This window comes from Arachidicoccus ginsenosidivorans (assembly GCF_007971385.1).
In the GTDB taxonomy this organism is placed as follows: domain Bacteria; phylum Bacteroidota; class Bacteroidia; order Chitinophagales; family Chitinophagaceae; genus Arachidicoccus; species Arachidicoccus ginsenosidivorans.
The window spans coordinates 4,575,057-4,588,423 of the sequence record NZ_CP042434.1 but is presented as its reverse complement, the minus strand read 5'-3'; the positions used below and the strand labels follow the sequence as shown (position 1 = coordinate 4,588,423).

12 protein-coding genes and 1 pseudogene are annotated in these 13,367 nt (G+C 43.7%); 12 read left to right on the top strand and 1 reads right to left on the bottom strand.

The genetic code is table 11. The annotated features are described in order from the left end of the window. The first annotated feature begins 186 nt into the window (after positions 1 to 186). From FSB73_RS18405 to FSB73_RS18355, 12 genes and pseudogenes are all read left to right on the top strand, one after another. Positions 187 to 2,316 carry a hypothetical protein gene (locus tag FSB73_RS18405; RefSeq protein WP_146785534.1) on the top strand — a complete coding sequence of 710 codons (2,130 nt, stop codon included), beginning with the start codon at positions 187 to 189 and terminating at the stop codon, positions 2,314 to 2,316. A gap of 107 nt (positions 2,317 to 2,423) precedes the next feature. Further along, the gene (locus tag FSB73_RS18400) at positions 2,424 to 3,434 is read left to right on the top strand and encodes a carbohydrate-binding module family 20 domain-containing protein (RefSeq protein ID WP_146785531.1); all 1,011 of its coding nucleotides are present in this window, start codon (positions 2,424 to 2,426) and stop codon (positions 3,432 to 3,434) included. A 30-nt stretch (positions 3,435 to 3,464) separates the two neighbouring features. After that, positions 3,465 to 5,422, top strand: a pseudogene (locus FSB73_RS27760) (4-alpha-glucanotransferase). Between the two features lie 381 nt (positions 5,423 to 5,803). After that, positions 5,804 to 6,937, top strand: coding sequence for a DEAD/DEAH box helicase (locus FSB73_RS18385; protein WP_225974155.1), 1,134 nt, complete (start codon positions 5,804 to 5,806; stop codon positions 6,935 to 6,937). A gap of 5 nt (positions 6,938 to 6,942) precedes the next feature. After that, the gene (locus FSB73_RS25520; protein ID WP_225974859.1) at positions 6,943 to 7,125 is read left to right on the top strand and encodes a DbpA RNA binding domain-containing protein; all 183 of its coding nucleotides are present in this window, start codon (positions 6,943 to 6,945) and stop codon (positions 7,123 to 7,125) included. 326 nt (positions 7,126 to 7,451) lie between these two features. After that, the gene (locus tag FSB73_RS18380; RefSeq protein ID WP_225974154.1) at positions 7,452 to 8,600 is read left to right on the top strand and encodes a M16 family metallopeptidase; all 1,149 of its coding nucleotides are present in this window, start codon (positions 7,452 to 7,454) and stop codon (positions 8,598 to 8,600) included. Positions 8,601 to 8,602: 2 nt separating this feature from the next. Beyond that, positions 8,603 to 8,776: a hypothetical protein gene (locus FSB73_RS25515; protein WP_225974153.1), complete on the top strand. Its 174-nt coding sequence runs from the start codon at positions 8,603 to 8,605 to the stop codon at positions 8,774 to 8,776. 44 nt (positions 8,777 to 8,820) lie between these two features. Further along, positions 8,821 to 10,032: a M16 family metallopeptidase gene (locus FSB73_RS18375; protein WP_146785522.1), complete on the top strand. Its 1,212-nt coding sequence runs from the start codon at positions 8,821 to 8,823 to the stop codon at positions 10,030 to 10,032. Continuing rightward, positions 10,013 to 10,549: a hypothetical protein gene (locus FSB73_RS18370; RefSeq protein WP_146785519.1), complete on the top strand. Its 537-nt coding sequence runs from the start codon at positions 10,013 to 10,015 to the stop codon at positions 10,547 to 10,549. The genes FSB73_RS18375 and FSB73_RS18370 overlap by 20 nt, the downstream gene beginning before the upstream one ends. Beyond that, positions 10,519 to 10,842 (top strand): hypothetical protein, encoded by a 324-nt coding sequence (locus FSB73_RS18365; RefSeq protein WP_146785516.1) that lies wholly within the window; start codon positions 10,519 to 10,521, stop codon positions 10,840 to 10,842. Before FSB73_RS18370 ends, FSB73_RS18365 begins: the two co-directional genes overlap by 31 nt. A gap of 465 nt (positions 10,843 to 11,307) precedes the next feature. Beyond that, a complete protein-coding gene (locus FSB73_RS18360; protein ID WP_146785513.1) occupies positions 11,308 to 12,141 on the top strand; it encodes an AraC family transcriptional regulator in 834 nt (277 codons plus the stop codon). Positions 12,142 to 12,247: 106 nt separating this feature from the next. Further along, on the top strand, positions 12,248 to 12,823 hold the full coding sequence (locus FSB73_RS18355; protein ID WP_146785510.1) for an NAD(P)H-dependent oxidoreductase: 576 nt from the start codon (positions 12,248 to 12,250) through the stop codon (positions 12,821 to 12,823). Between the two features lie 121 nt (positions 12,824 to 12,944). Here FSB73_RS18355 and FSB73_RS18350 read toward each other — a convergent pair whose 3' ends face one another. Further along, positions 12,945 to 13,328, bottom strand: coding sequence for a dihydroneopterin aldolase (locus FSB73_RS18350; protein WP_146785507.1), 384 nt, complete (start codon positions 13,326 to 13,328; stop codon positions 12,945 to 12,947). Between the last annotated feature and the right edge of the window lie 39 nt (positions 13,329 to 13,367).

Sequence of the window (13,367 nt, the reverse complement as noted above, 5' to 3'; positions counted from 1 at the left end):
CAGCAAATCTTAATAAAAGCTAACAAAAACCAGTAAAAGTTAGTAATTATAAGTAAGCTTGACAAGCATAATATAACCCTGGGATTAATCAACGAATGACCGCTGCGTTGATTGGATGGCAGACCAATAAACCTCCTGCCATCCAATCAACATAGGCGGCGGACGAGCAAAATTTATAAGGAAGGAATGAAATCTATTTTACTGTGTGTAGCCATTGGTTTAACACTTTTTACCGCCCAAGCGGCCTATGCGCAGGATACCACATACCACCCACGACCTGACAGTCTGCGAATGGACACCGCTGGCAAGGCAATTGCGACTACCTCAGACACGCTTTCTGCGTATCAACTGCGCCAAGACAGCTTAAAAGATAGTATAAAAGAAAGCTTACAAGATAGCATAAGAGTACATTCAATAGATAGCTTAAAACAGGCGCAGGCTCCAGACAGCGCGCGCAAGGCCCTGGTATTAGCCACTCCTAAGGACAGTACGCAAAAAACAGATAGCAACCAGGCGGATACCGCCTTTAATCAAAGCAATGGGCAATCAGTACAAGAGGCTAAGCAGCAAAATGAGCACCCGACCCCTGAAAAGGCCCAGGATAGCAGTAAAATCGTAGATATATTTGAAGAAATGGCGGCTGCCCGCGATCAGCAGGAACAAAACATAAAAAATGAAGCCGCCAGGAAGGCGGCAGAAAAAAAAGCTGCCCAGCAGGCTGAGCAAAAGGCCGAACACCAGCAGCAGACAGCCCAGCAACAGATCCAGGTGGCCATTTCCGAGAAAAAGCAGGCAATTCAAAATACAACAACAGGTGATACGACCAGCAGTCAAAAAAGCGTAAATATCGCAGATCCGGCGGCGCAGCCAGCTCACAAAGACAGCCTGCAGGCAATAAAGGCGACTTCGAGCGCTGTAGACTCCATTACAAATCAATCTGCAAATCAACCGACAAATCAACAAAAGCAGCCATCTGTAGCTGGCAACACGACGCAACAGGATAGTTCGAACTTCACACGCACTGCGGATAGGGTAACACCGGACACCAGTAATATGAGTGATATGGCGGTAAATCGCGATACCATTCAAAGTATTTTCATATTGCCACAACCCGCAGGGGACAGTTCAACGGCCGCCGATTCCGCAAATGCAACCAGTACTAATCAACCTGCAGCGCAAATAGGAGCGGACAGTGCAAGCAGTAGCGCCAGGCCTTCAACTGCAATGACTGACCACAATAAAAAAGTGAAAGACAGTCTTGACCAGTTATTTGCCGCCACCGCTGACGCTGCAATAGCAGATAGCAGCAAATCTGCCATTGCAAACAGCGCTACCAACAAAGTCCCTGCTGATGATACAAAGGCAAAGGCGCAGCACCTTACTCAGGTCCAGGCAACTGCCCAAACACCCGACACAACAAAAAGGCCCGCCAATAAGCCCGGCCGGGACAGTGTCACGGATCAAAGTATACCCAAACACCCTTCTGATACGAGTCAGGTCGCAGATATTATAGATTCCCTGGCGCCTAAAAACACGCCTTTTACGGAGCTGTTTCAGCCTTACCGGACCTTTAATAAACAGACCAATATAACCTCAACGACCAGCCTGACGATCCTGCAGCAAAATGTGGATTACAAGACCAGTGCAGATTTTACCACCCAGTATCAAAGAACAGGGGAAAGGGCGGGCAATTTTTTGTTTGACGTATCAGTTGTCAAACTCAATACAGAGGTAGAAACCATGGGCGTTCAGCTAAAATATGATTCCAACAAGAAAACAGACAGCACCTCCACCTTTGCCAAACCGCTTTTTGATATTGTGGGTAAAAGGACTTTTATACAGGTAGACAGCACCGGAAAAATAACGGCAATAGACAGTAGTCGACTGGGTAGACAGGTTAATACGGTGCTGAGTGGACTTTCACTCTCAGGAGGTGATTTTGAAGTAGGCAGCAATTTTGGGTTACTGGTGAGTAAACCTGGCACCCTTGATGTAGGGCAGCAGTGGACTGACTCTGTCAGCCATGGCGGCAATAAAAGGGTAACCACCTATAAAGTGCAAAGCCTGTTGGATGGCAATTTACTGGTCACTATTTCTGGTACGGTCAGCCAAACAGGAGAGATTTCCAGTGATGGCGCGATTTTCAAAACACATTTTACGGGGACACAAAATGGCAAAATGTATGTAGATCAGCAAACCTTACTGGTAAAATCCAGAGATATCACCCTTAACATGAAAGGCACGGTGGATTATAACGGCCAATCCTTACCTGCCGCTGGCGTTTCCAAGATCAAGGAAAAAGTGACCCCTGATTGACGATCAACCGTTTGTCACAATTGCCTTATCTTTACATCGTAATTAATTTTAAATTAATTATTTTTATTATTTAATAAAACCCGTAAAAAACCTTTAAATTAACCGGTATGCAATCAGACAAAATAGCCTCCCCGGCAGAGCGCTCCCAAGCACCAGCAGCAAAAAAAGGAAGCAAAAAAGCGACCACTAAAAAAGCACCCGTAGCAGAGTCAAACCCTGAAATTGAAAAAACGACTGCTCAAAAAGAGGCCGTAAAAGCCCCTAAAAAAGCACCAGCCAAAAAGGCAGCAACTAAGGCAGCAACTAAAGCAGCAACAAAAGCAGCGACAAAGACAAAAACAGCAACAGCCACTAAAGCAGCTGCTAAAAAAACGACCAAGTCCACCACCACTTCTAAGGCTGCAGGTAAGCTTAAAATCCGTTTTGAGATCTTCTTTTCAACAAAATTCGGAGAGGCATTACTTATTTCAGGGGCACATCCAGCTTTAGGAGCAGAAGCCACCATTGATGCACCCGTTATGCAGTACATCAATGACCAAAAATGGGCCATCAACCTGGAACTGGACAAATCCTCCATTAAAGACGGACAGCTCAGTTATACCTATTTATTACGTTATGATGATGGAGCACTGACTTTGTCCGCCCCATATCAACTTAATATACCCACCGGCGCTACCTCCATTACCGTAAGAGATAGTTGGAATGCACCCGGTTTTGAAAATAATGCGCTTTTAACCGATGCGCAGCAGGCTTTTGCTATTGAAGCAGGAACTAAAAAGGTTGCCTCCTCACCTAAAAAGAAGTTTAACCATCGCTTTATCATCAAGGCGCCTGCCTTGGAAGCAGGCAAGGCCATTTGCCTGATCGGCCAAGATCCTCAGCTTGGCGGTTGGGATCCTGCTAAAGCCGTGCTGCTGGAAAATCAAGCAAACGGCAATTGGCAAGTAGATCTAAGCCTTAAACTGTCTGAAGAAAATACCGCCTACAAATATGGTATTTATGATTTAGCCACCAGCCAGCTGGAAAGTTATGAAACAGGGGAGAACAGAATACTTCAAACAGACAATGCCGGGTCTGCTTTACTGATTCAGCAAGACGGTTTTATACGGACCAACTGAAGGACGCATAGCGTAAAAGGCGCCGGATTTATTGTACCTGTTTTTAGTCTGCGTTCGAACCGCAGTTTTGGTGTCGGAGATTTTTCCGACCTCAAAAAAGCCGTTTTATGGGCTGCAGCTACGGGCCAAAAGCTGATTCAACTGCTGCCCATTCATGATACGACCGCAACACACAGCTGGCGAGACAGTTATCCCTATGCGGCCATTTCTGTATTTGCATTGCATCCGATTTATCTGGATGTAACCAAACTCAGCCAAAAGCAGGCGGCCCAGAAATTACTCGCCTCCATGGAACCACTACGTCAAAAACTCAACGCGGCGGAAGCTGTCGATTATGAAGGCGTGCTTAAAGCCAAATGGCAGATTATCAAAGCCCTCTTCCAATTGGAAAAGGAGACGGTATTTAAATCCAGTTCCTACCAGGCATTTTTTGAGACCAATAAGGATTGGTTGATCCCCTATGGGTGTTTTTGCGTCTTAAGAGATAAATACGGCACCTGTGATTTTACGACCTGGTCTGAGACCCGTTATGAGCCACAGATAGCCACATTACTCAACACACTGGACCAGGAAGCATTGCTATTACATTATTATGTGCAGTTCCATCTGGACAAACAACTAAAAGAAGCCGTCAGCTTCGCCCATCAACATCACTGTATTTTTAAAGGGGATATCGCCATTGGTGTCTTTAAAAACAGTGTAGACGTCTGGCAAAATCAGTCGTTGTTTCATGTGGATGCGCAGGCAGGAGCACCGCCGGATGATTTTAGCGTCAGCGGTCAGAACTGGGGTTTCCGACCTACAACTGGCCCAGGATGAAAACAGCACATTACCAGTGGTGGAAAAGTCGGTTGAGTCATATGCAACAGTATTTTGATGCGACTCGTATCGATCATATTCTGGGCTTTTTCAGGATATGGAGTATCCCTGTATCGGCCGTTGAAGGCATCCTGGGCTATTTTCAGCCCGCAATCCCTGTAACAGAAAATGAACTTCGCGCACAAGGTGTTCATTTTTCACTGGAAAGGCTATACCGGCCCTATATCCATATCAAAGAGCTGAAAAAGGTCTTTTCAGAATCCTATCAGAAAATCACCGATGAATTTTTAAACGCTGAAGAAGAAGGCTTTTTTAGCTTTAAACCGGATTTTGATACCCAAAGAAAGCTGGATAATTATTTTAGAAAACGACCGGATAGCACCTATCATAAATGGCTACGCCAGGCATTACTGGATCTGCACGCCTCCGTTGTGCTGATCCAGGATCCAAACAAGCAAGGTAGTTTTCATTTTAGGTTTAATATGCAATTTACGAGTTGCTTTAAAACCTTGCACAGCTCTTTACAGCAGTCATTAAATGCGCTTTACCATGATTATTTTTTTTCCAGGCAAGACAAGCTCTGGCAAAAAGAAGCCATGGAGAAATTACCGATTATTAAAAACGCCTCCAATATGTTGATTTGTGGGGAAGACCTTGGCTTTACGCCCAGTTCAGTCCCTCAGGTAATGCGGGATTTAGGATTATTGGGGCTTTATGTTCAGCGCATGCCCAAAATCATGGGGCAGATGGCAGAAGACCTCTCCAAAGTACCTTATTTAAGCGTGGTTTCTCCCTCTACACATGACACCAGTAGTCTTAGAGGCTGGTGGCTCAGCCTGAGCAGGCAACAACAACAACTCTATTACCAACAGGTGCTAAAACAACCAGGCGACGCGCCAATAGGCCATGACTTGCCTGGTTGGCTAAATAAACTGATCATCAGACAAAATTTAGATGCCCCTGCCATGTGGAGCATTTTTCTTTTGCAGGATTTACTCAATATGGAGGATAGCCTGCATATTTCAGAGGTAGATCAGGAACAAATCAACCATCCAGAAAATCCAGATCAATACTGGCGGTATAGAATGCCAGTCACACTGGAGCAATTATTGGAACTACGGGATTTTAATCAAGGGTTACGTCAATTAATAGCAGATACAGGTAGATAAGGAGCATTTTGGTAGATAGAATCAGAAAAAATAAAGCCAACAAAGCAGGTTTATGGCTTAAAGAAAAACAATAGCTTACAATTTTATATATATAAGTAAAGGCGAACCAAATAAATGGTCCGCCTTCCTATATTTAACCCTGCTGCTTGAAAAAAAATCATTAAAAACAAGAGATTCCCATATAAGACCCGAGGCGGTTTTCTAAGTTTAAAAGGTTGGAAAAAAAATTACCTTTTTTATCCGTTTTTGCAGAATAATTAACATATAAGTAATAATACCGGTATAACAACGGGTAAAAACCTATTAAGCATCTATGGTTCCCTCAACTTTTCTTTTGGCTTCAATTCGTTAAGTGAGCTACAATTGGCGTATTTTTGCCGGATGGAAAAAAATCTGGAAGCGCTCACGGCAAACCTTGGTATAAAATCACTCAACGAATTACAGCAGGCAATGCTGGACGCCTCTACAGGTAAAGACGACCTCATCTTACTTTCCGCAACCGGATCAGGAAAAACCCTGGCCTTTTTGTTGCCGCTGCAAAGAGATCTGGATCCATCGCTTAGGCAAAATCAGGCCCTGATCATTGCCCCTTCCAGAGAGCTGGCACTCCAAATTGAAAATGTCTTCAGAGGTTTACAGACTGGTCTTAGCGTGACTTGTTGTTATGGTGGCCATAAAAGGGAGATTGAGGAAAATAACCTGAGCGCCTGTCCGGCCCTGATTATTGGCACACCTGGCCGTTTAGCCGACCACCTGCGCCGGGGTAATATAGATCCCACAGCCATTCAGACACTGGTTCTTGATGAATTTGATAAATGCCTGGAACTGGGTTTTTCTGATGAAATCAGCTTTATCCACAACAGTTTAAGCGGTCTGCAGCGTAAATGGATGATCTCCGCTACCTTACCCGTTGAATCGCCGGAAGGGATTTCACTGGAAGGTGCCAAAACACTGGATTTTAGAACAGATGCACTCCTGGAAGATAACCGCCTGGAATATAAACTGCTCAGTTTTGGCAAAGAAATTACCCGGCAGGCAGCCGCCTTCCAGCTAATCTGCACCCTTGGCGGGCGCAGCAGTATCCTTTTTTGCAACCAAAAAGACCATGTAGAAAGTCTATTTCACTATCTTAAGGAGCAGGGACTGGATTTAGTGTATTATCACGGTTCCATGGAGCAACGAGACAGGGACAGTGCGTTAAATAAATTCCGTAATGGAACGGTAAACCTTATGATCACCACCGATCTGGCCTCCCGTGGACTGGACATCTCCCACATTCGCTATATCATTCATTATCAATTACCCGAGTCCGAACAAGTCTTTATTCACCGCAATGGCCGCACGGCCAGAATGGATAAAACAGGGGCAGCCATTGTCATGCTGGGTCCTGACCAATACTTACCTCCCTATATGGATCCAGCGATGGAAAAGGTTGAGCTGAGCGCTAGCGCCCCTTTGCCGGCACCCTCAAAATGGATAACGCTATATGTAGCAGCGGGTAAAAAAATAAAGTAGGGAAAATTGATATTGTTGGATTTTTAACCAAGACAGGCGGCTTAAAAAAAGAGGATATAGGTCTGATCGAAGTCAAAGATTTCAGTGCATTTGTGGCCGTTAATCGCCATAAGATCTCAAAGCTACTCGCAAATATCAAAGAGGCACGCCTGAAAAACAAAAAAGTAAAAATCGATATCGCAAAATAATTGGCTACTTCAATAAAGTAAGCCAAAGTTTCCAAGGGTTGTTTTATTTTCCCAATCCGGATTATAATTGAAAATGGGTTTTAGCGGCAAAAAATTAGTTTTTTGATAACTAAATATTAATATTAATAGCCATACGAATTACCTCTGTTAGTCAACTAGTTTAGTAGAGATTATAGCTATTTTTTACACTTTATTACCACCTTCCATACAATTAGGACTAAAATCACTCCTTTTATCCCGTTTAGGTTCCATTTAACCCAAATCGGGGCTATTTTGCGCAATTTTTGCTTAAATTGCTGCTCCATTAATATGAAAACTATTTACTTATGCTATTAAGATCAAAAGGCAGCCTCCTTATTGCAGGAGCGTTGCTCCTTTCTATGGCCTCGTCTGCACAGGAAGTAAAGTTTACGGAGTACGATCTGGACAACGGGCTGCATGTCATCCTGCATCAGGATCATACGGCACCTGTGGTAGCCGTATCAGTTATGTATCACGTAGGATCAAAAAATGAGACACCTGGTCTGACTGGATTCGCGCATTTTTTTGAACACCTGTTATTTGAAGGAAGTGAAAACATCAAAAGAGGGGAGTTTATGAAAATAGTGTCGGCAGGTGGCGGACAAAACAATGCCAATACCACCCAGGACAGAACCTTCTATTATGAGGTCTTCCCTTCCAATCAACTCAAATTAGGTCTCTGGCTGGAAAGTGAGCGCATGATGCATCCGGTCATTAACCAAATTGGCGTAAACACGCAAAGAGAAGTAGTAAAAGAGGAAAAAAGAATGCGGGTCGATAACCGTCCATATGGTCATCTGATGGAGGATGTATTTAAAAATCTGTTTACCAAACATCCTTATCACTGGCAGACCATTGGTTCTATGGATGATATTAACCGCGCCAAACTAAGTGAGTTTCAGGACTTCTTTAAAAAATTCTATACACCGGGCAATGCGGTACTTAGTATTTCCGGTGATCTGAATATAGATTCTACCAAAGCCTTGATTAGTTCCTACTTTGGTCCAATTGCCAACGGGCCGAAGGTCGTTCAACCAAGCATCAAAGAAGATCCGATTACCCATCAAATCATCGATACCGCCTACGACGCGAATATCCAGGTACCTGCGCTGCTCACCGCCTACAGAACACCTGCGGAGAATTCCAAGGATGCGGTTGCGCTGCAAATGATCTCTTCCATCCTTTCAGGAGGCGCCAGTTCCAGATTATACAAAGAACTGGTAGATGATAAAAAGACGGCGCTGGAAGTAGCCTCCTTTAATTATGCCCTGGAAGATTATGGTGCTTACCTGGTACTGGCGATCCCTAATGGGGCTACGCCGCTGGACAGCCTTTTGCAGGCATTTGATACAAATATTAAAGAACTGCAAACCAACCTGATCAGTGAAAAGGATTATCAGAAAATCTTAAACCAGGCAGAAATGGATTTGTCAACAAGAGCAATACCAGTTTAGGCGTGGCTGAAGCCCTGGCTGCCGGTTATACTTTTTTTAATAAAAATACCAATCACATTAACGAAGAGCTACAGGAAATCAGATCTGTTACAAGAGAACAGATCCGGGATGTTGCCCGTAAATACCTGAACCCTAATCAGCGGTTGATCCTTTATTATTTGCCCAAGGCTAAATAGTACCCAGGTATCTTTATTTCCAAATTAATTAAGAAACTTCTATTATGCGAAAAATACTTTTTATAGCAGCCGGTGTACTTTTTATATCTGGTAGCTATGCACAAAATATCGACCGGTCACATGCCCCTAAACCCGGGCCGGCACCTGTTATTAAACTAAAGGACCCGGTTGTCTACACTTTAAAAAATGGCATCAAGGTGCTGGTGGTAGAAAACCACAAAACACCGATGATCAGCGCATCCTATTATATTTATACCGGACCGGTTAAGGAAGGGGATAAGGCTGGTGCCATGGGCCTGATGGGGCGTATGCTCAATGAAGGCACACAGCATATGAGTAAAGCGCAGTTTGACCTGGCCGCTGAACAGGACGGTACGTCTATTTCACTAAACAGCAGTGGCGGCTCAGTGGCCGCACTGGATCGTTATTTTGACAAAGGACTCGGGCTAATGGCCGATGCGCTTCGTTATCCAGCCTTAGCACAAAGCTCTTTTGATAAGCTGAAGACCCAGGAATTAAACGGGCTGAAGATCAGTGAAAAATCCATTAACACCATCGCCAGTAATGTAACCAGTGCGCTGGCTTATGGAAAACAAAGCCCACTGGGAGAATTTGAAACATCTGCCTCCGTTAACAATATTGCGTTAGCAGACGTCAAAGATTATTATCAAAAATACATTACTCCATCCAATGGCTACCTTACTATAATCGGGGATATCAAACCAGAACAGGCGCATAAACTGGCCGAGAAATATTTTGGCGATTGGACGGGTGCCAAAATAACGGTTAGTCAAATTGCACCTGTCGAAAATCCTGCTACAACAGAAATCGACCTGGTGGATGTACCTTCAGCGGTGCAGTCCGTCATTAATGTCACCAATGTAATCAGCTTACCGCTGGACAATCCTGATTATTTTTCTGCCCTGATCGCCAATCAGATTTTGGGCGGCGGCTCAGATGCTTATCTGTTTAAAGATATCCGGGAAAAACATGGCTTTACTTATGGCGCTTATAGTTCTGTTAGTGGCGGTGTACACCAAACCCGCTTTAATGCCAATGCAGCCGTACGCAATGCCGTAACGGACAGCTCCGTGATGCTATTTATGCAAAACATCAAAAAATCAGGGATGGTGAAGTCGACCAGGATCTGCTCAGAGACACCAAAGCGGCTTTCAACGGCAACTTTGCGCTCGGTACAGAAACATCGCCCGAATTGCCGGTTTTGCCAGAAATATTATGATCTATCACCTGCCTAAGGATTATTACCGTACGTATCTGCAAAAGATCAATGCAGTTAGCGCAACGGATGTACAAAAGGCAGCTAAAAAGTATTTTAATTATGCCAATACCCGCATCGTAATTGCCGGTAAGGCAGATTCTATTAAGGCTGGCCTGGAAAAACTGGGCTATCCGGTGAAAATGTATGACAAGGATGCCAATCCCGTTTCTGCTGAAGCGGCCGCAGCAGCCAATAAACCAGCAGCCTCAGCTACAGAGGTGATCAATCATTATCTCAAAGCCATCGGCGGCGAGCAGGCCATTGGCAAACTCACCAGCGTACTGGCTTCAGGTACCATGAAAGTTCAGGGAATGGAAATGCCCATTACCATTAAGCGCATGGCACCCAATAAGGAGTATATGGAAATGTCCATGAATGGTCAGGTGGTCAGCAAAACGATCTTTAATGGCACAACCGGCTATCAGTTACAGATGGGACAGAAAAAGATTTATCCGCTGATCAGGTGGCTAAATATAAAGAGGAAAAAAGTCTGATCCCGCAACTGCACTATCTGGAGGGAGATTATAAACTGGTACCCGGTAAAGTGGTAAAAATTGATGGCAAAGATGCCAATCAATTAACGGTTACCGGACCTTCCGGCAAGCCTTCGGTTGAATATTATGATGTTAATACGGGGCTTTTGCTTAGATCTGAGGTTACTTCTGATATGCAGGGACAATCCATCCAGGTGCAGACTAGTTTTAGCGACTATAAAAAAGTCGGTGATCTACTCTTAAACCAAAGCCAGACGATGACCATCACGGCCCCCAGGGTAGTCAGGAAATGAGTATTCACTTCACCGATTACAAATTAAATGAAGGGGTCTCTGAGGCGGATTTTCAGTAGATTGGTTCCTTTAATTTACAAGATTTAAAAGCAATTATTTAGAACAGGAAGGCCTTCTTATTGTGGAAAAACTTTTTTCCACAATAAGAAGGCCTTTTTTGGGCGATACTATTCACTCCAAACAACCTAAAAAAGCCATAGAATAACCAAAGATTCCCGTAAATACCCCTTAGCATTACCTGTCAAATAACCGTCGACTATTTGCAGTCTTGGGCCACAAAACGGTACTTCAGCTGCCATATCAAGTTATAGTCTTACCTTAGCATTAAGATGAACTTTAGTCGGCGGCCGTCGCCAGAGACATCAATTTTGTGAAAAGCAGGAGCGTGGCAGTACTCACGCATAACCACTGCTGTACAAGTCGCGCATTAAGAAATTGGCGAACATTTTTTTGAATCCTTCCCTTATGCAAAAAATAACAACAAATACCTCCTATGAAGAGCAGCATATACCGGTACCATCTGCCTATGCAGATTTATATGCACATTTTTATTTTGCCAGCTGTGCGGGCAAAAAGCCGGTTACAAGAACCCTTGTCCCTACATATGAGCCCATAATCGTTTTTGTTTTCGGTCAAGGTGTTTATTTGCCCCATCAGCAATTAACAATTGGGCCGACTTGTTTTTTCCTGGGTACTATAAAAAAAGCATTTACCTATGCCTTGTTGCCCCATACTGAATTTTTGGCTGTATCCTTAAAAGAAGATGGATTTTACCGGTTTTTTGGATTTTCTCCTCCAGCCGCAAATACACCACTAGATCCAGACGCGCTGGTGGCAGAAGACTGTTTTGGTCAACTTTACACAACACTCAGCAGGTTAAAAACAGCTAAATTGCGCGTCCAGGCACTGCTGGAATATTGCAAGCCCTACCCAGTTGACCGGTCTCCCAAGGTTAGCCATCTAATTGAAGCGCATAACGGCCATTTAAGTCCAATAAAACAAATAGCTGCTACTACTGGTCAGACAGTACGTACCATTCAGTTACAGCATAAAAAGTATTTTGGCTACTCAGCCAGCGAACGCTTCAGATATGGCCGGTTTATAAAGACCCTCAAATTACTTCACTCAATCAGGAGCGCGGATCAAAAGCACAGCAAAGCTACCTGGTTCGCTTTGATAGAGGAGTCGGGATACTATGATCAAGCTCAACTGATCCATGATTTTCAAAACTTTCTGCAAACAACACCCAGTGCTTATTTAAAGCAGCAAGGCCACTTCTGCCTGCCTCACATAGAGTAACTGCTCCTAAGGCCCTACTTCAAGAGGACCGGCAGATTTCGTATTTATACAATTTTAAGCAGCATGACCGGGGTAGTTTTGTGGTTCAATAAATCCATATTTAACCATGAAACATTTAATTGTTTTCGCTCACCCCAATACCCATAGTCTAAATGCACAACTGAAAAATGCATTAGTTGAGCACTTACAGCATTTGAACCATAAAGTGCAGGTGCGCGATCTCTATCAAATTAATTTCAATCCAGTGCTTAGTTTTGAAGATATCAAAAGACAAAGGCAAGGACAGGTAGTGCAGGAAGTAAGCAGGGAACAGGATTATATAAAGTGGGCGGACCACATTACGTTTATTCATCCCATCTGGTGGACAGGGCTGCCTGCCATCCTTAAAGGATACATCGATCGAGTCTTTAGTTATGGCTTCGCTTATCAATATGTGGATGGTGTCCAGCAGGGGCTACTTAAAGGTAAGCAGGTCGTTGTTATTAATACCCATGGAAAATCAGCCAGTTACTATATTGATATGGGAATGCTCAATGCACTTTCTCTTACCTCAGACACTGGAATTTATACCTATGCGGGTCTTACGCTAAATAAACATTTCTTCTTTGATCAGGCTGATCGGGCGAATGGTCTTCAAATCGAAAACTGGAAACAACAAATCATAAATCAGTTCAATTCTTAGCCGTAAAGCCACTTCAATTTGCATTTAAAAATAAATAAAATCACCGAAATACCATAGAAAATACATCTAAGACATTTCGGTGATACAATTAATTTATTTAAAAAAAGCGCTTGCGATTAGCTTAGCTCAGATTGCCTTCCCCCTCCAATAGAGCGGCTCTGGTCTGCTGGTAGGAAACACTCATGGAACCCGTAAAACTGATAATGGGCGGGTTAATCTTCTTAATAGATACCCGGACCTCTTCCGCTAGTTTGAATCGCCTAAGTATATCATTGCCGATATTAATGACCAGGGTTTCCAACAAGGGTTCCGGCTTTTGCATATGCCGGCGGATCAGGGCGTAGACTTCAGAATAGTCGATGGTCTCATGGATATGATAGGGAGTAGAAGCCGGCAGATAATACAGCTCTACATCGAGCTTAAAATCACCTCCCAGCTGTTTTTCCTCTTCATATAATCCGTGACGCGCCCTAAACCAAAGATCCAGTAATTCAATTTTGAGCATGGCTTTTTATTTTCTGATAATCAGTTATGACCAGTTACA

Coding starts and splice junctions, on each gene's coding strand:
- FSB73_RS18355 (WP_146785510.1), top strand. CDS start 12,248: ATGAAACATTTAATTGTTTTCGCTCACCCCAATACCCATAGTCTAAAT.
- FSB73_RS18360 (WP_146785513.1), top strand. CDS start 11,308: ATGCAAAAAATAACAACAAATACCTCCTATGAAGAGCAGCATATACCG.
- FSB73_RS18405 (WP_146785534.1), top strand. CDS start 187: ATGAAATCTATTTTACTGTGTGTAGCCATTGGTTTAACACTTTTTACC.
- FSB73_RS18350 (WP_146785507.1), bottom strand. CDS start 13,328: ATGCTCAAAATTGAATTACTGGATCTTTGGTTTAGGGCGCGTCACGGA.
- FSB73_RS18370 (WP_146785519.1), top strand. CDS start 10,013: ATGATCTATCACCTGCCTAAGGATTATTACCGTACGTATCTGCAAAAG.
- FSB73_RS18380 (WP_225974154.1), top strand. CDS start 7,452: ATGCTATTAAGATCAAAAGGCAGCCTCCTTATTGCAGGAGCGTTGCTC.
- FSB73_RS18385 (WP_225974155.1), top strand. CDS start 5,804: ATGGAAAAAAATCTGGAAGCGCTCACGGCAAACCTTGGTATAAAATCA.
- FSB73_RS18400 (WP_146785531.1), top strand. CDS start 2,424: ATGCAATCAGACAAAATAGCCTCCCCGGCAGAGCGCTCCCAAGCACCA.
- FSB73_RS18375 (WP_146785522.1), top strand. CDS start 8,821: ATGCGAAAAATACTTTTTATAGCAGCCGGTGTACTTTTTATATCTGGT.